The 19,954-nt window shown below is 75.3% G+C and carries 21 protein-coding genes; 10 read left to right on the top strand and 11 right to left on the bottom strand.

Features of this window, described 5'->3' with window-relative positions; genetic code table 11:
- The first annotated feature begins 52 nt into the window (after positions 1-52).
- Complete coding sequence (locus C892_RS0113610; RefSeq protein WP_017557667.1) at positions 53-760, top strand: B3/B4 domain-containing protein; 708 nt, start codon at positions 53-55, stop codon at positions 758-760.
- Positions 761-777: 17 nt separating this feature from the next.
- On the opposite strand, the gene C892_RS28935 is transcribed toward C892_RS0113610, so the two are convergent.
- From C892_RS28935 to C892_RS0113625, 3 genes are all read right to left on the bottom strand, one after another.
- On the bottom strand, positions 778-1,119 hold the full coding sequence (locus C892_RS28935; RefSeq protein ID WP_017557668.1) for a DUF8817 family protein: 342 nt from the start codon (positions 1,117-1,119) through the stop codon (positions 778-780).
- 184 nt (positions 1,120-1,303) lie between these two features.
- Positions 1,304-1,603: a hypothetical protein gene (locus C892_RS0113620; RefSeq protein ID WP_017557669.1), complete on the bottom strand. Its 300-nt coding sequence runs from the start codon at positions 1,601-1,603 to the stop codon at positions 1,304-1,306.
- A 159-nt stretch (positions 1,604-1,762) separates the two neighbouring features.
- Entirely contained in the window at positions 1,763-2,629 is an 867-nt protein-coding gene (locus tag C892_RS0113625; protein WP_017557670.1) for a (2Fe-2S)-binding protein, read from the bottom strand.
- Positions 2,630-3,103: 474 nt separating this feature from the next.
- On the opposite strand from C892_RS0113625, the gene C892_RS0113630 reads away from it, so the two are divergent.
- Both C892_RS0113630 and C892_RS0113635 read left to right on the top strand, forming a co-directional pair.
- A complete protein-coding gene (locus C892_RS0113630; RefSeq protein WP_026124340.1) occupies positions 3,104-4,573 on the top strand; it encodes a peptide MFS transporter in 1,470 nt (489 codons plus the stop codon).
- 105 nt (positions 4,574-4,678) lie between these two features.
- Complete coding sequence (locus C892_RS0113635; protein WP_017557672.1) at positions 4,679-5,452, top strand: TetR/AcrR family transcriptional regulator C-terminal domain-containing protein; 774 nt, start codon at positions 4,679-4,681, stop codon at positions 5,450-5,452.
- Between the two features lie 21 nt (positions 5,453-5,473).
- On the opposite strand, the gene C892_RS0113640 is transcribed toward C892_RS0113635, so the two are convergent.
- From C892_RS0113640 to C892_RS32595, 4 genes are all read right to left on the bottom strand, one after another.
- Positions 5,474-6,655: a JmjC domain-containing protein gene (locus tag C892_RS0113640; RefSeq protein ID WP_017557673.1), complete on the bottom strand. Its 1,182-nt coding sequence runs from the start codon at positions 6,653-6,655 to the stop codon at positions 5,474-5,476.
- A 255-nt stretch (positions 6,656-6,910) separates the two neighbouring features.
- A complete protein-coding gene (locus C892_RS0113650) occupies positions 6,911-8,992 on the bottom strand; it encodes a prolyl oligopeptidase family serine peptidase (protein WP_017557674.1) in 2,082 nt (693 codons plus the stop codon).
- Between the two features lie 235 nt (positions 8,993-9,227).
- The gene (locus C892_RS0113655; protein WP_017557675.1) at positions 9,228-9,758 is read right to left on the bottom strand and encodes a hypothetical protein; all 531 of its coding nucleotides are present in this window, start codon (positions 9,756-9,758) and stop codon (positions 9,228-9,230) included.
- 126 nt (positions 9,759-9,884) lie between these two features.
- Positions 9,885-10,331 carry an Lrp/AsnC family transcriptional regulator gene (locus C892_RS32595; RefSeq protein ID WP_017541881.1) on the bottom strand — a complete coding sequence of 149 codons (447 nt, stop codon included), beginning with the start codon at positions 10,329-10,331 and terminating at the stop codon, positions 9,885-9,887.
- A 198-nt stretch (positions 10,332-10,529) separates the two neighbouring features.
- Here C892_RS32595 and C892_RS0113665 point away from each other — a divergent pair, with 198 nt between their 5' ends.
- Positions 10,530-11,171 carry a LysE family translocator gene (locus C892_RS0113665; protein WP_017557676.1) on the top strand — a complete coding sequence of 214 codons (642 nt, stop codon included), beginning with the start codon at positions 10,530-10,532 and terminating at the stop codon, positions 11,169-11,171.
- Here the strand turns inward: C892_RS0113665 and C892_RS0113670 are convergent.
- Positions 11,073-11,936, bottom strand: a complete 864-nt coding sequence (locus C892_RS0113670) for a 4'-phosphopantetheinyl transferase family protein (RefSeq protein ID WP_239647390.1) — start codon at positions 11,934-11,936, stop codon at positions 11,073-11,075. The genes C892_RS0113665 and C892_RS0113670 overlap by 99 nt on opposite strands.
- A gap of 96 nt (positions 11,937-12,032) precedes the next feature.
- Here C892_RS0113670 and C892_RS0113675 point away from each other — a divergent pair, with 96 nt between their 5' ends.
- From C892_RS0113675 to C892_RS0113700, 6 genes are all read left to right on the top strand, one after another.
- On the top strand, positions 12,033-12,791 hold the full coding sequence (locus C892_RS0113675; RefSeq protein WP_017557677.1) for a DeoR/GlpR family DNA-binding transcription regulator: 759 nt from the start codon (positions 12,033-12,035) through the stop codon (positions 12,789-12,791).
- 111 nt (positions 12,792-12,902) lie between these two features.
- On the top strand, positions 12,903-14,180 hold the full coding sequence (locus tag C892_RS0113680) for an MFS transporter (RefSeq protein ID WP_017557678.1): 1,278 nt from the start codon (positions 12,903-12,905) through the stop codon (positions 14,178-14,180).
- A gap of 66 nt (positions 14,181-14,246) precedes the next feature.
- Complete coding sequence (locus C892_RS31815) at positions 14,247-14,411, top strand: hypothetical protein (RefSeq protein WP_017557679.1); 165 nt, start codon at positions 14,247-14,249, stop codon at positions 14,409-14,411.
- 149 nt (positions 14,412-14,560) lie between these two features.
- On the top strand, positions 14,561-15,367 hold the full coding sequence (locus tag C892_RS0113690) for a DeoR/GlpR family DNA-binding transcription regulator (RefSeq protein WP_017541887.1): 807 nt from the start codon (positions 14,561-14,563) through the stop codon (positions 15,365-15,367).
- Between the two features lie 111 nt (positions 15,368-15,478).
- Entirely contained in the window at positions 15,479-16,252 is a 774-nt protein-coding gene (locus C892_RS0113695; protein WP_017557680.1) for a polyprenol monophosphomannose synthase, read from the top strand.
- 156 nt (positions 16,253-16,408) lie between these two features.
- Entirely contained in the window at positions 16,409-17,059 is a 651-nt protein-coding gene (locus C892_RS0113700; protein ID WP_017557681.1) for a DUF4352 domain-containing protein, read from the top strand.
- A 260-nt stretch (positions 17,060-17,319) separates the two neighbouring features.
- Here C892_RS0113700 and C892_RS0113705 read toward each other — a convergent pair whose 3' ends face one another.
- Genes C892_RS0113705 through C892_RS0113715 form a run of 3 tightly spaced genes read right to left on the bottom strand, consistent with a single transcriptional unit; the run spans position 17,320 to position 19,925 of the window.
- Positions 17,320-18,042 (bottom strand): FAD/NAD(P)-binding protein, encoded by a 723-nt coding sequence (locus C892_RS0113705; protein ID WP_026124343.1) that lies wholly within the window; start codon positions 18,040-18,042, stop codon positions 17,320-17,322.
- A 9-nt stretch (positions 18,043-18,051) separates the two neighbouring features.
- Positions 18,052-18,393: a VOC family protein gene (locus C892_RS0113710; RefSeq protein WP_017557682.1), complete on the bottom strand. Its 342-nt coding sequence runs from the start codon at positions 18,391-18,393 to the stop codon at positions 18,052-18,054.
- An 8-nt stretch (positions 18,394-18,401) separates the two neighbouring features.
- A complete protein-coding gene (locus tag C892_RS0113715; protein WP_017557683.1) occupies positions 18,402-19,925 on the bottom strand; it encodes an MFS transporter in 1,524 nt (507 codons plus the stop codon).
- Positions 19,926-19,954 lie beyond the last annotated feature (29 nt).

Consider the following 19,954-nt stretch of genomic DNA (forward strand, 5'->3'; position numbering starts at 1 on the left):
GGTACGCCCCGCACGATCCCGCCCTCCCCGTCCGAACCCACGGAGCACCGCCATGACCGCCTTCCGCCTCGCGCCCGCGATCGTCGACGCCTTCCCCGGCACCCTCATCGCCCTGGTCACCGCATCCGGCCTGCGCGGGCGCGAAGCGTGGCCGGCCACCGACGCCGCCGTCGCCGACCTGGAGCTCGGGGTCGCCGACGGCTCCTGGGAGCCCGCCGGCGAGACCGACCCCCGCATCGGGGCCTGGCACGCCGCCTACCGCTCCTTCGGCACCAACCCCCGGCGCGTCCGCCCCAGCGTCGACGCCCTCGGCCGACGCTTGGCCAAGAAGGGCGCCCTGCCGCGCATCAACCCGCCCGTGGACTCCTACAACGCGGTCTCCGTCGGCCACGGCCTGCCCGCCGGCGCCTTCGACCTGGACCGCGTCTTTGGCGACGTCGCCGTCCGCCGCGCCGACGGCACCGAGGCCTTCACCCCGCTCGGCGAGCCGGACACGGTCGAGGCCCCCGAGCCCGGCGAGGTCGTCTACGCCGACGACGAGGGCGTGCTGACCCGCCACTGGAACCACCGGGACGCCCACCGCACCCGGGTCACCGAGGACTCCGCCCGCGTCGTCTTCGTCCTGGAGACCCTCAGGGTCGAGGACGACGGCGCCCTGCTCAAGGACGCCGCCGAAGAGCTGCGGGGCCTGCTCGCCCCGCACGCCGACCTCACCGCCGTGCACCACGTCGGCGCCGCGCAGCCCGAGGCGGTGCTCTGAGGACGCTCCCGCCGCCCTCAGGCGCGGTGTGGGGCGTCGTGGGCCCACTCCTTCACGGCCTCCGCCCCGGGGTCCAGGGCCGCGACCCGCCGGCGCCCGTCCTCGTCCAGGGGGATCCTCCGCAGTTCGGCCTCCCACTCCGCGCGCCGGGCGTGCTCACCGAGCACCGCCGCCAGCTCGACCAGGTTCGCGTACACCAGCGCCAGGTCCAGCTCGGAGGCCCCCTCCGAGTGCCGGCGCAGCGCCGACACCAAGGCCCTCATGGCGGCGCGGTCGTCGTTCTTGAACTCGCGCAGGATCCTGGCGTTGTCCAGGGCCCGCGGCAGCCCCTCCAGCTCCTTGGACCCGCCGTACCCCACCTCCGGCTCGTCGCGCTGGATGAAGATCAGCGAGTTGCCCGACGGGTCGACGAGCGTGAACCGCGACGCCCCCGGCCGCAGGCGGGTGATGCGCGGGAGCCCCTTGCCCAGGACCTTCCCGTGGGCGGGGACGGGCCTGGCCCGCCCCCGCGGCGGCCGTCGGCCCCGGCGGGCCGGGACCGGGTCAGACGGTGTAGGCGGTCCAGCCGACGGTCTCGCGGACGTGCGTGCCGTCACCGGTGACACCGGCGCCGAACAGTTCGTTCATCCGGATCGAGAAACCGGTCTCGCTCACGTCGTGCAGCCGGACGCCCGGGGTCTCGGGGCCGTTGAAGGTCTGCACCGTCACCTGCACGATGACGTCGGACCCGGACGGGAACGGGGTGGGGAAGTCGACCCGGGTGAAGGTGTGCGTCTGGCCGCCCTTCTTCTCGACCGGGTTCTCCGAGGACAGGTTCAGCTTGCCCGTCTGGATGATGCTCACGGCATTGCCTCATTCCGCTCGTGGTTCCCGAAAGCGCCCGGCGGTGGGCGGGCAGCCCGTACGCCCGGCGCTACCGACACGATTCCGCGAGCGGCCCCGGCGCCCTAGCGGCCGAGTTCCCGGGTACTCGGCGCAATGGTCCCGAACGGAGGGCGGCCGCTACGGGGCCAGCGCCGGGTTGCGGATCCACTCCTGCAGCTCGTCCTTGCGGTCGTCGTCGCACTTGAGCGGGCACGTCGTGCAGAAGCCGTGCTCCGGGTCGCCCTTGTAGTCGAAGCAGCAGGTGCCCCGCACCGCCCAGGTCCCGCGCGGGTGGTCCTCCCGGAACGGGAAGAGCCGCGGCCGGGCCCGCGTCACCGCACCCGCCTCGATCAGCGCGTCGCCCAGGGCGCACGCCAGGCGCCAGGCCTCCTCGGCGTCGCGGCCCAGGAAGCGCGCCGGGTTGAGCATGTAGAAGTGCGCGGTGTCCAGCACCCACCCCCACAGGGTGCGCAGGCCGACGCGGGTGTGGGCGTGCAGCGCGTCGATGACCGGGGTGAACGCGGCGACCATGTGCTCGGCGGCGAGCCGGACCAGCGCGTCCTCGTCGGCGCAGACGACCGCCGAGGGGTGCGCCGCCGCCGGGTCGTCGTCCAGCACGGCGGTGCGCCCGCCGCTGACGGTCGGCGTGCCGAAACCGCCCGAGGACCACCACGGGAACCACAGCTGGTCGGCGTCGAGCAGGGCCGCGCGGCGGGTGAGGTAGGTGCCGGCCGCCACCATGAAGATCGGCTCGCGCAGGGTGGCGCGCAGGAAGTCGGTGACCGCCGGCAGCCGGTGGCCGCGCCCGCCCAGCGCGGTCAGGCGCTCGAACAGCACCGGGACCTCGCCGTCGGCGACCATCAGGTCGGTGCGGTACCACTGGTCGGCGACCGGATCCCCCGCCCCCGCGCTCAGGCCGGGGACCCGCAGGGCCGGTAGCGGGGAGAACTTCAGCGGCGCGCAGGCGTCGACGACGGCCTGCAGCGGGCTCGGGACCTCGGGCATGCGCCGGACGACCTTCCTCGAAACGCCGGGGGTGCGCGGTGGCGGGGGCGGCCGCGCCGCATGTCACGGACGGCCCGCCCTCTTTTAGCTGAGGCTACCCTAATCAGTTCGCCCGGGGCAAAGATCGGCGCTGAACGCGCGCCGTGTCGCGGGTCGGGCCCTGATCGGTGCGGCCCCTGCTGTCCGATATGTCATGTGGGGAATGCAACAAACACCAAGTGGGTGGAAAGTCAGGAATGCCACAGGGTGTACATTCCTTGACCAGGACGGACGTCCGTGACCACGGACGTCCCCGGCGGGGCGGTAGGCGCCCGCCGACCGGAAGCCCCGATCGTCAGCCAGAGCCGCCCGGCCCGCCGCAACCCCGGCCCCCACGAGGGGCACGGGGCGCACCTGTGCCGAAAGCCGGTCCGCCCGGCCGCGCCCGCGCGCCCCAGAAGGGCCCGCGGGCACACGCGAACGACGGGAAAACCGATGCGGAACCACCCCAAAGGGTTGATCACCCTGGCCGGGACGGAGATGAACGAGCGCCTGTCCTTCTACGGCATGCGCGCCATCCTCGTCCTCTTCCTCGCGGCGGCGGTGAGCGAGGGAGGCATGGGCCTGGGAACGGGCACCGCCACCGCGGTCGTCGGCCTCTACCTGGCCATGAGCTACTTCACGGCGCTGCCCGGCGGGTGGATCGCCGACCGCCTCCTCGGACAGCGCCGCACCGTCCTGGTCGGCGGCGTCGTGATCATGCTGGGCCACATCAGCCTCGCGCTGGAGTTCGGATCGGCCTTCGTCTGGTTCGGCCTGGCGCTGGTCTGCGTCGGCACCGGCCTGCTCAAGCCGAACATCTCCGCCATGGTCGGCGAGCTGTACAAGGACCAGCCCGACGCCCGCCGCGACGCCGGCTACTCGCTGTTCTACATGGGCATCAACATCGGCTCGGCGATCGGCCTGTTCCTCGTCGGCTACCTGGGCGAGCGCGTCAACTGGCACGTCGGCTTCGCCGTGGCCGCGGTCGGCATGGCCCTGGGCCTGCTGCAGTACGTGCTGGGCCAGAAGAACCTGCGCGGCGCCGGGGACGCGCCCGGCAACCCGCTCACCGCCGGCGAGCGCGGCCGCGTGCTGCGCATCCTGGGCATCGCCGCGGCCGCGATCGCCCTGGCCTTCGTCGCCGCCGCGCTGACCGGCACCCTCAGCGTCGACAACGTCACCTACGTGCTGACGGCCTTCTCGATCATCGTGCCGATCGCCTACTTCGTCTACATGTTCGTGGTGCGCCGCGACGACATCACCGATGAGGAGCGCCCCAAGCTCACGGCGTTCGTGTGGCTGTTCATCGCCTCGGCCGTGTTCTGGATGATCTTCGACCAGGCCGCCGGCCCGCTCACCCTGTTCGCCCAGGACCACGTCGACCTGCACATCGGCTCCTTCGCGGTGCCCGCCGGCTCCACCCAGGCGGTCAACCCGCTGATGGTGATCGTGCTGGCCGGGGTGTTCGCCCTGGTGTGGACCAAGCTGGGCGACCGCGTCAGCACCGGCATGAAGTTCGCCGCGGCGCTGGTGCTGTGCGGGTTCTCCTTCGTCGTGATGAGCTGGGCGACCGCCGCCACCGACGGCGGCACGGTCAAGGTCAGCCTGATGTGGCTGGTCGGCGTCTACCTGCTGCAGACCATCGCCGAGCTGTGCCTGTCGCCGGTGGGCCTGTCGATGACCTCCAAGCTCGCCCCGCAGGCGTTCAAGGCGCAGATGATGGGCCTGTTCTTCCTGTCCATCACCGCCGGCGACGCCGTCGGCGCCCAGGTCGGCCGCCTGCAGCCGGTGCTCGGCGGGACCTACTTCCTGATGCTGGGCCTGCTGGCCGTGGTCGCGGGCATCGCCCTGTCCCTCTTCGTGGGCAAGCTGCGCATGCTCATGGGCGAGCAGCGCCGCGCGGTGCAGGAGGCCGCGGCCTGACCGGCCGCACCCGCCCCGACGGCCCCCGACCGCGCCGCGCGGCCGGGGGCCGTGTGCGTGGTACACCTGTTCCGGGCCGCGAGGAGTCTGGAACGGGGTGGGGCAGTGGCGAGCCGCGACGGGGGCCGGGACGACCGGGCGGTGCCCGACACGCTGGACCTGCTGTGGGGCACGGCCGAGCGCCCGCGGCGCGGGCCGCGGCCCGCGCTGACCCTGGAGCAGGTGGTGGAGGCCGCCGTGGCCGTGGCCGACGCCGAGGGCCTGGAGGCGGTCACCATGCAGCGCACCGCCCGGGAGCTCGGCTACACGACCATGTCGCTCTACCGCTACGTGTCCGGCAAGGACCAGCTGGTCGAGCTGATGGTCGACTCCGCCGTGGGCGACCCGCCCGACACGGCGGCGGTGAGCGGCGGCTGGCCCGAGCAGGTGCGGGTCTGGGCGCGGGCGTTCTACCGCCGCAGGCTCGACCGGCCGTGGCTGGCCCGGGCGCCCGTGACCGGGCCGCCCCGGGGGCCGCGGGGCGTCGCCTGGCTGGAGGCGATCGCGGGGCCGCTTCTGCGCGCGGGGCTGAGCACCGGGGAGACGCTCGACACCGCGGCCTTCCTCAGCGCATCGATCCACGGCCTTGCCCGGATGACGGGGGACCTCGCCGGGCACGCGCCGCAGGACGCGGCGGCCGAGTACGCGGCCGTGCTCCGGCGGGCGGCCTCGGACGGGCGCTATCCCGTTCTCGCATCCCTCGGGGAGCGCGGGGACCTGGAGGACTTCGGCGACGAGCCGTTCGGCGACATGGCCTCCCCCCTGGAGTTCGCCCTGGACCGGCTGATCGAGGGCATCGCCGCCCACCGCGGGGGAGGCGGCGCCGAGGGCCCCCGTTAGCCCCGGGCCGGCCGGCGCGGTTCAGCGCATCACCACCAGGTGGTGCCGGACGAAGGCGCGCAGGACGGCCGACAGCGCGCCGGGGTCGGTTCCCGAGCGCTCGGCCAGCTCGCCGGCGGTCAGACGGCGGTCGCGGGCCAGCACCCGCAGCACCGGCTCGGCCGCGGCCGGGAACCGGTAGCGGCGCCCCGACACCGTCACGGCCACCTTCCCGTCCTCCGCCGCGGTCGGCGGGGCGAGCAGCGGAACGAACTCCACCACGGTGTCCGGCGCGGGCTCCCGGCCGTCCTCCACGGCCCAGCCCAGGGAATAGGAGCGGCGGCGCGGGAAGCGGGCGTCGCGTTCCTCGAGGAAACCGTCGACGCCGCTGTCCTCGGCCAGCGCGGCCAGCACCCGGACCAGCTCGTCGTGGCGCTTGCGCCGCTCGTCCGCCGAGGCGAAGCGCGGCAGGTCCCGCCGGAACACCTCCTCGCCGTAGAGGCGCTCGATCAGCGACCGGGCCCAGTCCACCCCCGTGGCGCGGGTGAAGCCGAACGTCAGGTGCATGCTCATCCCGCCGGTCCCGGTGACCGTGTGCCACCAGCCGCGCGGCACGTGCAGCACGTGCCCGGGCCGCAGCACCCCCTCCCACACCGTGCCCTCCGGAGGCGTGTGGGAGTGGTCGGAGTCCACCTTCATCGGGTAGGGGCGGCTGCCCTGCCCGTGGACCTGCCACGCCTTCTCCCCGGCGACCTGCACGATGAAGGTGTCGTGGTCGTCCCAGTGGGTGGCGAACCCGTGCGAGCCGCCCCAGATCAGGTACAGGTTCACCTGGGCGCGCTCGCGCACCAGGCGCATGAGGTCGTCGGCGGCCTCGCGCACCGGCGGGTGCAGCCGGTCGATGCTGTCCAGCACCATGCTGGCGCCGCCGCGCAGCTCCCGGTACAGCCCCTCGGGGCGCACCACCCGGGTGGACTCGCGGGAGACCTCGCCGGCCTCGGTGTAGCGCTCGGCGGGCACCGGCGCGCCCTCGCGGTGCAGGCGCAGCCGGGGCGGGGCCAGCGGCCGGGTCGCCAGGATCTCGTCGAGCGCGCCGAGGTCCAGCAGGTGGCGCACCGCCTCCTCGCCCACGTCGGCGAAGATCACGTCGTCGGACAGGCGGCTGCGCAGGGCGTCCTCGCCGATCGCCGCGCGCACGGCTCCGGTGAACAGGGTCTGGGACACGGTGGCGGTGACCTCCCGGGAGGGGCGGGGCCGCCGGGGGCCAGTGGCGCACCCCCGGCGGCGGTCGGTGTCGGGGCCGGTCGGGATCAGATGAAGTCGGAGCTTCCGTCGGTGCCGTCGTTGTCGCCGCCGCCGGCGGTCAGGTCGCGCGAGGTGACCTCGCCGAGGTCCTCGACCTCGACCTCGAACTCCATGGGGTCCATGGCTCCTCCTGTCCTTCCTCGTCGGAACTCCCTGCCCGGTGGGGCAGAGCCTTCAGCGCCCGCCCGACCGGGGGCGCAGCCCGATCCGCTCGGCGGCGAACGCGTGCGCGTCGGCGGCCAGGGCGACGGCCCGGGACACGGCCCGCTGGCCGTGGCCGACGTCGCGCTCGTACCGCAGCAGGGCGGGCGCGCCGGCCCCCTGCAGGGCGGCGCACATCTTGCGCGGGTGGGCCGCGCCGGTGCGGGTGTCGGAGTGGAACCCGGTCAGCAGCACCGCGGGGCCGCGGCGGGCGGCCCCGTCCAGCGCCAGGTGGTAGGGCGAGTAGGAGAGCAGCGCGGCGAAGTCGCCGGCGTCGGCGGCGGTGCCGAACTCGCGGGTCCACATCCGCCCCAGTCCCATGCGCTCGAAGCGGGCCATGTCGGTCAGCGGCGCCGAGGAGATCACCGCCGCGCACAGGTCGGGCCGCAGGCCGGCGGCGGCCAGGACCAGCATCCCGCCGGCCGAGCCGCCGGTCAGGCACAGCCGGCCGCGGGTGGCGTGCCCCTCGGCCACCAGGGCGTCCGCCGCGGCGATCAGGTCCTCGACGGCGCGGGGCTTGGCGCGGCGGGCGCCGCGGCGGTGCCAGTCGCGGCCTCCGTCGCCCCCGCCGCGTACGTGGGCCACCGCGTACCGGCCCCCGGCGCGCAGCCAGGCCAGCACGGTGGCGCTGAACCCGAACTGCCGGGGGCGGCCGAAGCACCCGTAGGCGTGCAGCAGCAGCGGGCCGTCCTCGCCGGGGTCGGACTCGGGGGCCGAGAGCAGGGTGAGCGGCACCCGGGTGCCGTCGGCCGAGCGGAAGCGCAGGACGCGGCGGCGGATGTGCGCGGCGGGGGCGGGCGGCCGCCCGCCCGCGTCGGGGGAGGGCCAGGGGCGCGGGCGGGCGGAGCCGGGGTCGAGCAGCAGCACGCCCTGCGGCGTGGCCACGTCGGCGTAGCAGAAGTGGGCGCCGCCGTCGGGCCCCTGCTCCAGGCGGGTGACCATGCCCTCGCCGGGCAGGCCGACGGCGTGCAGGCGGCGGCCGTCGCGGGCGTCGTGGGCGTCGAGGGAGCTCACGCCCAGCCGGGTGCGGGCGACCAGCAGCTCGGGCCGGTCGGGGGTGCCCACGGCGGTGAACCCGTCCAGGGGCGCCTCGGGGTCCTCGGGGACGACCTCGCGCCACCCCTCGGGGGAGGGGGCGGCGGGGTCGGCGGCGCAGATCCGGCGGCGGGGCGCGTCCAGAGTGGTGCGCAGGTACAGCATGCCGTCGGGGCCCAGGTCGGCGGTGGTCTCGGCCTCCAGGCCCTCCTGGACCGGGACCCAGGCGGGGGCGTCGGGCGGGACGGCGCGCAGGTCGGCGATCCACACGTCGTTGCGGTGGCCGGTGCCGTGGCTCTCGGTGGCCAGCAGCCAGCGGCCGCCCAGCACCCGCACGCCCGGCACGGTCCGGGGGCCGGTGCAGGCGCGCACCAGCGTGTCCGCCCCGCGGGGGTCGGCCACCCGGTGCAGCCACAGGCCGCGCCTGCCGTCGGTGCCGTCGCGGCGCGCGTAGAAGAAGGCGGGGCCGCCCAGGTCCGGGGGGAGCCAGGCGACGTGGGAGTAGCGGACGCCGGGGACGGGGGGCTCGACGGGGGCGCCGTCGCAGGTGCGCAGCACCTGGAGCTCGCCCCGCTCGGTGCCGCCGCGGGAGGTCTGCACGGCCACGAGGGAGCCGTCGGGGGAGGGCTCCCAGGCGTCCAGGGTGGTCCGGCCGCCGGGGTCGGCGGCGACCGGGTCGTACACCGTGCGCTCGGCGCCGCCGTCCAGGGCCACGATGCGGGGGTGCTCGTCGCCGGGGGAGCGGCGGGTGGCGAAGGCGGTGCCGCCGCGCAGCAGCGGGGGCGACCACAGGTCGTGGTCGAGCAGGCGGGTGATGTCGGCGGCCAGGCGCTCGCGCATCGGCCAGCCGCGGGCGGCCTCGGTGAACTCGCGCCGGCGCTCCTCCAGCCACCGGCGGGTGGCCGTGGACTCGCCGTCCTCCAGCCAGCGGTAGGGGTCGGGCACGGTGCGGCCGTGCACGGTGTCGAGCACCGACGAGCCGCCGTCCGCCGGTGCGGTGCGGGCGAACGGAGCGCTCACCGGGCGGTGCGGGGTCGGTGTCGGGGGTTGCTCCGGGCGGGCACGTGGGCGGGTCGGCTACGCACGATCACATCGTTCAAGCGCGCCGTCACGGCGGTCAAGGGAGGAGTGGCTGTCGCCGGGGCAAGCCGATTCTGGCGCAGGAGTGAGTTGCATCCCGGGAACGCGCACGTGACAGGCGGGGCTCCGGGCCCGGGAGCGGCGGGAGGGGCGCCGGTACAACGGCGGGGCCGTGTCAGGCCTCCGGTGCGCGCATGCGCGCCGCGAGCAGGCCGGCGACGGTGCCCCACAGGACCGCGGCGACCGGGAGGGCCGTCGCGGGCAGCGTCGTGTCCAGCGTCGCGCCGGACAAGGCCAGGGCGCACCCGACCACGCCCGCGGCCGCGCAGAGCGCTCCGGTCACGAGCATCCCGCGCGCCGCGAACGCGCGCGCCAACGGCGGGAAGTGCGCTCCCACCACGATCGCGATCAGGCCGGGGATCCACTGCTGGGCGTCCAGGACGGTGGCGAGGGCGATCGTCCCGGCGATCCCCGTCGCCTGGGCCAGGTTGACGTACCGGTACACGTGCCGGGCCCGGTGCATGCGCTCCTGCTCGCCGATGGAGTTCAGCCGCAGCACCGCGGCGGTGACCAGGGCGGCGCCCACGAGCGCGCCGGTGACGAGCAGGGCCGTGCCCCAGGGGGCCGCGAGCGGGCCCGAGCCCGCGATCCACCACAGCGTTCCGAATCCGCCGAACACCACGGCCTCGGCCCGGGTCCCGTCCACTCTGCCCGCTCTGCGCCGCCCATGGGCCGACTCCGCCACCGTGTGCTCTCCCCCGTCCCGGACGACCGCCCCGTCGGGGGGCCGCGTGTGCGGGGGTAGGACGCCGCGAACGCCGTTCGCGTTCCCTCACTCCTCGGGCGGCAGGAGCGGGCCGCCCTCCCATTCCTGGAAGACCAGCATCGTCTCCACGTTGTGGATCTCCGGCCGGGAGGTCAGCTCGTCGACGATCAGGCGCTGCAGCCCCGCCACGTCCGGGCAGGCCACCAGGACCAGGAAGTCCGAGGCCCCGGCGACGTTGTACAGCGCCCGCGTCTCCGGCTGGGCCAGGATGTGCTCGGCCAGCGGCGCGAGCACGTCGCGGCTGTGCTGGGTGCGCAGCGTCAGGAACGCCTGGATCGGGCGCCCCAGGGCCTGGGGGGAGACCCGGAGGCGGTAGCCCTCGATCACGCCCGAGGCCCGGAGGCGGTTCACCCGGTCCAGGCACGTCGACGCCGCGATCCCCGCCTCCTCGGCGAGGTCCCGGTTGGTGATCCGTGCATTGTTCTGCAGGACCCGCAGAATCCGCAGATCCACCGAATCAAGATCGACTCGTCCATCCATAGAGCGAATATATCACGACGATTTGGTGAAGTTTCCGCAGATCATCCATAATTACCCCGTCATGTTCGTGGAACGACCGGGGAACTCCTGGTCGTTTCGTCGTCCGTTCCGCCGTGCCGGTGCCGTGCGTCGGCGGGGCGGCCTTCCGGCGCAGAACGAGGGGGTGCGCTCGTGCCGATCCCGGAGCACCTGGGCGGGTTCATCGCGGCCGCGGTGCTGGTCACGGTCCTTCCCGGACCCGATTTCGTGCTCATCACCCGCAACACCGCCCGCGGCGGGCGGCGCGCGGGCCTGACCACCGCCGCCGGGTCGGTCACCGGCATCGCGGTGTGGGCCCTGCTGGCCACCGCCGGGCTGTCGGTGCTGGTGGCCTCGCACCCGGGGGTGCTGCACGCGCTCCGCCTGGCCGGCGCCGCCTACCTCGTCTATCTGGGCGGCAGCGCGATCCTGGCGCTGTGGCGCGCGCACCGCTCCGGGGGCGGCGACGGCGGCGCGGCCGCGCACGGCGGGGCGGACCGCTCCGGCGCCCCCTATGCGCAGGGGCTGGTGAACAACCTGCTCAACCCCAAGCTGCCGGTGATGTTCGTGACCGTCCTGCCGCAGTTCGTCTCCGCGCCGCAGGCCGCCGTGCAGCAGACGGCGCTGCTCGGCTCCATCCTGGTGGGGCTGGTCGTGGTGTGGTGGCTGGTCTACGTGCTGGGGATCAGCGCCCTGTCAGAGGTCATGCGGCGCCGCCGCGTCCGGCAGGGCATCGACCTGGCCGGCGGCGTGGCGCTGACCGCCTTCGGGGTGGCCCTGGCCCTGGCCGCCTGAGCCGTCCGCGACCGGGTCGCCGCCGGCGGCCGCGGCCAGCAGCGGACCCGCGTCGTGCGCGGCGACCTCGGGCCCGGCCGGGCCCAGCACGGCCAGCGCCGCCCGGTACAGCGGCCCGGCGTCCAGGTCGACCAGGCGCACCCGCCCGACGGGCGGGGCGCCGGGCGAGGTCCAGGCCAGCACCCGCCCGGGCTCGTCGGGGGAGGAGACCTCCACCGAGGTCAGCCCGGCGTAGATGCCCTCCCCGCTGGCCTTGAGCAGCGCCTCCTTGCGGGCCCAGTAGGTGAAGAAGTCCCCGGTGGTGCGGTCGCCCGGCAGGGAGCGCAGCGCGGCCTGCTCGCCGGGGGTCAGGGCCATGCCGGCGAGCCCGGCCGTGTCGCGCCGTGAGGAGACCTCCTCGACGTCGACGCCGACCGCGTGCCCCCGCGCCAGGGCCACCGCCACGCGGTCGCCCGAGTGGCTGATGGAGACCTCCAGGCCGGCGGCGGGCCCGACGGGGACGGGCTTGCCGTGGGGGGCGCGGTCGGCGCCGTCGCAGTTGGGGCACCGCAGCTCGAAGGCGACCTCCTCCGGGGTGCAGCCCGCCTCGCGGGCCACCACCAGGCGCGCCAGGGCGTGCGCGACGATGTACCGGTCGCGGTCGGCCTCCTGGCGGAGGCGTGCGCGGCGTTCGCGCTCGTGGGCGTCGAGGAACCGCCCGAGGGCGGGATCGGCCTGGGCGGGGCTGGCCCACCATACGTCGCAGTGCACTCGCGCGTCGCTCACCGTCCCATTGTGGCGGATCATCCCCGACCGGGGACCGATCAATTTCCGTGTTCGTTGTATTGCCTTTCGAACATCATCGGTGTTTGAATGACGCCCATGGACAGTGCGGAACGGGTGGATCTGGTGATCGCCCGGTTGAAGGAGGCGGGCGAGGTGGCCGTCGCCGAGCTCGCCGAGGCCAGCGGCCACTCGGAGATGACGATCCGCCGCGACCTGGACCGCCTGGAGTCGCAGGGCGTGCTGCGCCGGGTGCGCGGCGGGGCGGTCAGCCTCGTCCCGCGCGGGCAGGAGCCGCCGTACGCGCTGCGCGAGCGCCAGGCGGTCGAGGCCAAGCGGCGCATCGCCGAGCGGGTGGTCTCCCTGCTCCCGGCCGGGGCCGCGGTGGCCCTGGACAGCGGGACCACGGCGCTGGAGGTGGCGCGCGGGCTGGCCGGGCGGCCGGTCACGGTGATGCCGCTGTCGCTGCAGGGCGCCGACGCGCTGGCCCGGTCGCCGGAGACCACCGTGCTGGTGGCCGGGGGAGAGCTGCGCCCCGGCGAGCTCAACCTGCACGGGCCGCTGGCCGAGGCGGCGCTGGCGGCGGTGCGCTTCGACGCGGCCGTCCTGGGGTGCTGCGGGATCTCGGCCGGGGACGGCGTCACCGCGCACGACCTGCCGGACGTGGCGGTCAAGCGGGCGATGATGCGCTCGTCCCAGCGGGTCATCGCCGCGGCGGACGCGACGAAGATCGGGCTGGTGACGATGGGGCACGTGTGCCCGGTGGGGGAGATCGACACCTTGGTGACCGACACCGGCGCCCCCGAGGAGGCGCTCGCCGAGATCCGCGCGGCGGGCGTCGATGTGGTCGCGGTCTGAGTCCGTGAGCGCCGGATCCCCCTTCCCCGAGATCAACACGGGTCAGGCCCCCTGCCCCCCGACGACACGACGATCACCGGCACGACCGGTGGCGGACAGAACGGAGAGACCGTGGCCGAGAGCGGTGTGGAAATCGCGGCGTCCCCGGGAGGCGGGCGCCCGACGGCCCAGGCGGACCGCGCCCCGGCCCCCGGCCGGCGTTTGCGGCGCGCCCGCGCCGCCGTCGTGGTCTACTTCTTCGTCGCCGGCGTGATCCTGGCGACCTGGGCCTCGCGCATCCCCGACGTCAAGGCCCAGGCCGGGATCGACGACGGCGCCCTGAGCCTGGGGCTGCTGGGCCTGGCGGTCGGCGCCCTCGCCGCCATGCAGGTCGCCGGGCGGGTCACCGACCGCTTCGGCAGCGCCGCCGCGATCCTGCCCTCCGCCGTCTTCGGCTCCCTCGCGCTGGCCGCCCCCGCGCACGCCCACTCGCTGCCCGCGCTCTTCGCCGCCCTGTTCGCCCTCGGCGCCGGCCACGGGCTCATCGACGTGCCCATGAACGTGCACGCCGCCCGGGTCGAGCGCGCCTACGGTCGTCCCATCATGGCCTCATTCCATGCCGCCTTCTCCATCGGCGGGTTCGTCGGCGCCGGCGCCGGAGCGCTCAGCGCGCACCTGGGCATGGGCGCCGTTGCGGCCTTCTGGGCGGTCGCCCTGGCGTGCACGGCCGCCTCCTTCGCGGTGCGCCCGCTGCTCCTGCCCGGCCTCGACAGCGCACAGGAGGAGGGTGGGGCCGCCCCCGACACCGCGGGCCCCACGGGCGGACGGGCACGGCCGCGCCCCGCCCCCACGGTGCTGCTCCTGGGCGTGGTGGCCTGCGCGGCGTTCGTCGCCGAGGGGTCGGCCACCGACTGGACCAGCGTCTACCTGCACGACTCGGCCGGGGCCTCGGACGCCGTGGCCGCCGCCGGATTCGCGGTGTTCTCCGCCGCCATGGCCGCCGGCCGCCTGGTCGGCGACCGCCTGTCCGCCCGGTTCGGCCCGGTGGCGCTGGTGCGCGGATGCGGCCTGCTCGCCGCCGGCGGGCTGGGCCTGGCCCTGGCCGTCCCGCTCCCCGCGGTCGCCCTGTGCGGCTTCGCCCTCATGGGGGCCGGGCTGTCCTGCATCGTCCCGCAGATCTTCTCCGCCGCCACCTCCTACGACCCCGCCCGGGCCGGCCGCAACCTGGGCCTGGTGGCCGCCGCCGGGTACGTCGGCCTGCTCAGCGGGCCGGTCGCCATCGGCGCCATCGCCCACCTGTGGGAGCTGCGCGCGGCCCTGGCGGTGCCGGCCCTGCTCGCCCTGTTCGCGGCCGCCGCGGCGGGCGCGCTCAGGTGTAGCCGGTCGGCGCAGCGGGAATCGGTCAGATGACCGTCCGGTCCGGGTGCTCGCAGCCCCCGCGTGCCGTGGGCCGGACCCGCGTGCAAGGAGGCCCCCGTGTCCCTCTCTGCCCTTGTCGGTCTCGGGTCCCTCGCCGTGCTCGCCGTCCTGACGGTCCTCTTCCTGGCCGCGCTGCTGTCGGACGCCGACGGCGGCGAGGACGCCGTGGACGAGGAGGCCGTCGACGACTCCCTGCACCTGCACGGAGTGCACGGCTGCTGAACCGCGCGGCGCTATCCTCCCCTGTACGGGCGTCTCCGGATGGCGCCGCCGGCCACGCCCCCGTACCGCCCGCGCGCCGGTGCGGGACAGGCGTGCACGCAGCTTTTCGAACGCGGGCCTCCGCCGGTCGGGGGCTCCGGAGGTGATCGGTGACCGACGACAACAGGACCACGTTCGCGGCCGCGCGCCGGGAGCGGATCATGGAGCTGGTGCGCGCCAACGGGAGCATGGCCCTGCGCGACATCGCCACCCAGGTGCGCGCCTCGGAGGTCACCGTGCGGCGGGACGTGCGCGCCCTGGAGGCCGAGGGGCTGATCGACCGGCGCCGCGGCGGGGCCGCCCTGCCCGGGCAGCTCGGCCACGACCAGAACTACGCCCAGATGACCGGGCACAACGCCCCGCAGAAGCGCGCCATCGCCGCCGCGGCGGCCCGGCTGGTCGACGACGACGACGCGATCGCGCTCGGCCCGGGCAGCACCGCCGAGGCCCTGGCCCGCGAGCTGGTCGGGCGGCGCAACCTGACCGTGGTCACCACCTCGCTCCCGGCGGCCGAGGCGCTGGCGGGCGCGCCGGGGGTGGAGGTGGTCATGCCCGGGGGCACCCTGCGCTCGTCCATCATGGCCCTGGTGGGCACCGCCACCGAGCAGTCGCTGGCCGGGCTGCGGGTGCGGCGCGCCTTCCTCACCGGCAACGGGGTCACCGCCGACCGGGGGCTGAGCACCCCCAACCCGGCGGTGGCCGCCACCGACCGGGCGCTGGTCGGCGCCGCCCAGGAGGCGATCGTGCTCGCCGACAGCAGCAAGATCGGCACCGACACCATGGTGCAGACGGTGCCGCCCGAGCAGATCGCCCACCTGGTCACCGACAACCGGGCCGACCCCGAGGTGCTGATGACCCTGGAGGACTCCGGCACCCTGGTGCACGTCGCCGTCCTGGACACCGACCGCGGCGAATGAGGCCGCGCCCGGCCGCCCGCGTGGCGGCGGTCGGCGACGAACGGTAAGAATGTGTCCCCGACGGGGGCGGAGTCCGGTCCCCGCGCCCCGAGGACCCTGGAGGGCCGTTCCATGCCGACCCCCGCACCCCTGCCCGAGCCGTGGGCCGCGTCGAAGGTGACCGTCGTCGTCCCGACCTACAACGAGGCGGAGAACCTGCCGGTCCTCGTGGGCGGGCTGCTGGGCCTGGGGCTTCCCGGGCTGCGCGTGCTGGTCGTCGACGACGGCTCGCCCGACGGCACGGGGGAGGTGGCCGAGAAGCTCGCCGCCGACGCCGGCGGCAGGGTGGGGGTGCTGCACCGCACCGCCAAGGACGGCCTGGGCCGCGCCTACGTCGCCGGGATGGCCCGGGCCCTGGAGGAGGGCGCCGAGTACGTGGTCCAGATGGACGCGGACCTGAGCCACCCGCCGCGCTACGTGCCCCAGCTGCTGGGGACCGCCCTGGCGACGGGGGCGGGCGTGGTGATCGGCAGCCGGTACGTCCCCGGGGGGAGCCTGTCCCAGGAGTGGAACCTGCGCCGTCGGCTGCTGAGCGGGTGGGCCAACGCCTACGTCAAGGCGATCCTGGCGCTGCCGGTCCGGGACGTGACGGCGGGCTTCAAGATCTGGAGCGCCGAGGCCCTGCGCGCGCTCGACCTGGAGACCGTCGGCAGCGCGGGCTACAGCTTCCAGGTGGAGATGCACTTCCGGGCCTACCGGAGGGGGCAGAAGATGCTGGAGATCCCCATCCACTTCGAGGACCGCCAGGAGGGCGACAGTAAGATGGACCTGTCGGTCCAGGTCGAGTCGGCCCTGCGCCCCTTGCGCCTCCGCCGCGACGAACGCTCCCGCCGCCGCTCCCGCTGAAGGCCGCAATCGGCCAGGGGGTGCGCGGAGGAGACGCCTGGCCCGGCCTCCCTATCGTGAGTGCACGGGCGAGGGATTCGGCGAAACCGGCCATGCGCGACTCCTCCGACGGCTAATGTCGCCGGGGTCGTCACACCCCGAGCCCGAGGAGCCCCGATGGCCTTCCCCCCTCCTCCGCCCCCGCCGCCCCCGTCTCCCCCCAAGGGCATGTCCACCGGTGCGAAGATCGGTCTCGGCTGCGGCGGGTGCGCCGCAGCGGCCTTCATGGGCTTCATGGGCCTGATGGTCCTCGGGCTGCTCGCCGGAGGCGCAGGGGACGGCCCCACCGCCTCTGAGCCCGCGGGCGATGGGGCCGCCCAGTCCGCAGGCGGCGGGGGAGACGAGGGGGGCGACCGGGCCGACGAGGACGCCGAGGAGACCTACGCCGTGGGCGACACCGTCTCCCACGGCGACTGGGACATCACCGTCACCTCCGTGGAGGAGGGCGCCACCGAGATCGAGGACGAGTTCGGCCTCGTCGAGGAGGCGGGCGGGCAGTTCGTCGTCATGGAGATCGAGGCCACCAACACCTCCTCTGAGGGCCAGTACTTCGAGGCGGGGAACCAGGTGCTGATGGACCCCGACGGGTCGATGTACGAGTACGACATCCCGGCGAGCAGCGGGATCGACTGGCTGGAGAAGGTCAACCCCGGCAGCGAGATCAGCGGCGCGATCGCCTACGACGTGCCCGAGGACTTCGAACTCGACCACATCCTCGTCAACGGGAAGAGCACGTTCGCCGATGGAGTCCGCGTCGACGTCGACTGACGCCGGCACAACGAGTGCTCGTCACCAGGCCCACCCTTCGAGGGCGGACCCGGTGACGGGCGCCCACTCGTCCGCCTTCCGCTTAGCGTTCGCATCGCCACCAGGGCAGGGCCCCAAGGATCGACGCCCCCACCGAGCGGCCCCGCCTGGGCCGACACGAACCAGTGCAGCGCACCTCCGAGGAACAGGGCTGCGGCCACCGACCCCATCACATACGTTCCGGACACCCGCCGAGCCTGGCCGATGGGGCCCTCGGGGTCTTAGGCCGCCCTTGACCGCAGGACGGTGTCGCAGATCAGCCAGGCCAGGCGTTCGGCCTGGTCGCGGGTGTGGGGGACGGTGTCCTCGCGGGCTCCCCGGCGCACCGGGCCCACCGCGAACAGGTGGCGTTCGGCCCGGCCCCCGGTGCCGATGAGGGCGCCGCGCGGGCAGGTGGCCAGTCCCTCCGCGGGGTCGTAGCCGGTGGTGAGCGGGGGCCTGCGGAGATGCGGGTCGCCCGTGGCCACCACCAGTGCCCGGGCGGCGACGGCGCCCGGGGCGCCGCCGGTCTGCACGGCGACGCCTCCGTCCTCGGCCCGTGCGTCCGCCACACGGAGCGGCCGCACCTCCAGCGCCGCGTACGGGGCGGCCCACGCCGCCGTCGCCGAGAGGGTGTCCTCCAGGTAGTCCCCGTACACCCGGCGGGGCAGGAAGGTGGCCGGGGTGCACGCCAGTCCGCTCAGCCGCGCCCACTCCAGCAGGTGCGCAGGACGGTCGGGGAAGGCCGACAGCAGCCGCGCCGGCAGGTCCAGGCGCTCGGCGGAGTGCAGGTCCGAGCCGCGTCCCCGTCGGCCGTGGTCGTCGAAGACGACCACCCTGTACTCCAGGCGCAGCCAGGTGGTGGCGCGCAGGAGCGCGATGGCCGCCAGCGCGGCGCTCGGGCCGCCTCCGGCGAAGGCGACCAGCGGCACCGCACCATCGCCGGGCGCCGCGGATCCGTCCATGCCGGGAGTCTAGAACCTCGGGCGCCGCAGTGCGTCCTGCCGAGCGGGCGCGGGCGCGAACGACAGCCGCACCCCCTGGTCCGCCTCCCGGACCTCGCCGGGCGCAAGCCCCCGGTCGGCCAAGGCCTCCAGATGGGCGGGCAGGTCATCCACCGCGAAGTTCAGCAGCGCCGTGCCCGCGCGGTCCGGGTCGCGCCACACCTGGAGCCGGCCTCCGCCGGTGATCCGCCAGTCGGCGAGCCCCGGCATCGGACGGTTGTCCGGCGCCCGCCCGAACAGGCGCCCATACCATGCCGCAGCCGTGTCGAAGTCGGAGACGGGGGCGACGGCGAGAACGTGTTCGATGGCCATGGGGCCGCTCATTCCGCCCGCCGATCCTCCCCGCCCGCGTCAGGCGCCGACGAGGCGGGCGGCTCCATCGGCGGCCCGCTCACCCCGCAGAACATGCCCTTGTGCTGTTCCATCCGGGACCCCCTCTCGCGGAGCAGGACGAACGCGACCAGACCGCCGCCCACGCTCACCGCCGCCACGATCAGCATCGCCGCCGCGAACCCGCCCTCGATCCCGGCCGCCCCGCTCACGCCCGCCGCCGCCGGGACCGCCGCCACACCGATCAGCTGCGCCGCGCGGGCCACCGTGTTGTTCACCCCCGACGCCACCCCGGCGTGCCGCTCCGGCGCCGACGACAGGGCCGTCGCCGTCAGCGGCGCCACCGCCGCAGACAGCCCCAGTCCCACCACCAGCACCCCCGGAAGCACCTCGGTCAGGTAGTCGGCCCCGGGCGTGAGCCGGGACAGCAGCAGCATCCCGACGCCCACCAGCAGCGGCCCCGCCGTCATCTGCGCACGCGGCCCGATCCGCTCGGCGAGCCGGCCCGACCGCCCCGACAGCAGCAGCATCAGCACCGTGATCGGCAGCGACGCCGCCCCCGCGGCCAGTGCCGAGTACCCCGCCGCCTCCTGCAGGTACAGCACCAGCAGGAACAGCAGCGGCCCCAGCGCCCCGTACATCAGCACCGTCACCAGGTTCGCCGCCGTGAACCGCGCCGAGGCGAACACCCCCAGCGGCAGCATCGGGTGCGCGCTGCGCGTCTCCACCAGCGCGAACCCCGCCAGCGCGGCCGCGCCCACGGCACCGGCCAGCGCCGCCGCCCCGGCCGGCACCTCTCCCGCACCGGCCTCGATCAGCGCGTAGCTGATCCCCGCCAGGGCCAGGATCGCCAGCAGCGCCCCGGGGTAGTCCATCCGCGCCGGCGCCTGCGCGTCCCGCGACTCCGGCAGGTGCCGGCGGGCGATCAGCAGCACCGCCGCGGCCAGCGGCAGGTTGATCAGGAAGATCAGCCGCCAGGAGCCGATGTCCACCAGCCAGCCGCCCAGGAAGGGGCCGACCGCAGCCGCCACCCCGGTCAGGCCCGACCAGGCGCCGACCGCCTGGGCCCGGTCCTGCTTGCGGAAGCCCGACTGCAGCACCGCCAGGCTCCCCGGGGTGAGCAGCGCCCCGCCGACGCCCTGCAGCACCCGCCCGGCCACCAGCAGCTCCAGCGTCGGCGCGACCGTGCACAGCGCCGAGGCGAGCGCGAACGAGGCCACGCCCAGCGAGAACACCCGCACCCGGCCGAAGCGGTCGGCCAGCGCGCCGCCGAGCAGGATCAGCGCCGAGAGGGTGACCATGTAGCCGTTGGCGATCCACTGCAGACCGGCCACCCCGGTCCCCAGGTCGTCCTGGATGACCGGCAGGGCGACGTTGACGACCGTGGAGTCGAGGAAGGCCATCCCCGACCCGAGCACGGTGGCGGCCAGCGTCCACCGCGCGGCGGGCGTCCCCCACGCGATGCCCTCGGCGCCGTCCTCTGCGGAACGGTCCCGGTCGTCGTCGCTGCCCACGCGCGCCCTCCTCGGTCCCCGGCGGCCGG

Source organism: Nocardiopsis baichengensis YIM 90130 (assembly GCF_000341205.1).
GTDB classification, from domain to species: domain Bacteria; phylum Actinomycetota; class Actinomycetes; order Streptosporangiales; family Streptosporangiaceae; genus Nocardiopsis_A; species Nocardiopsis_A halophila.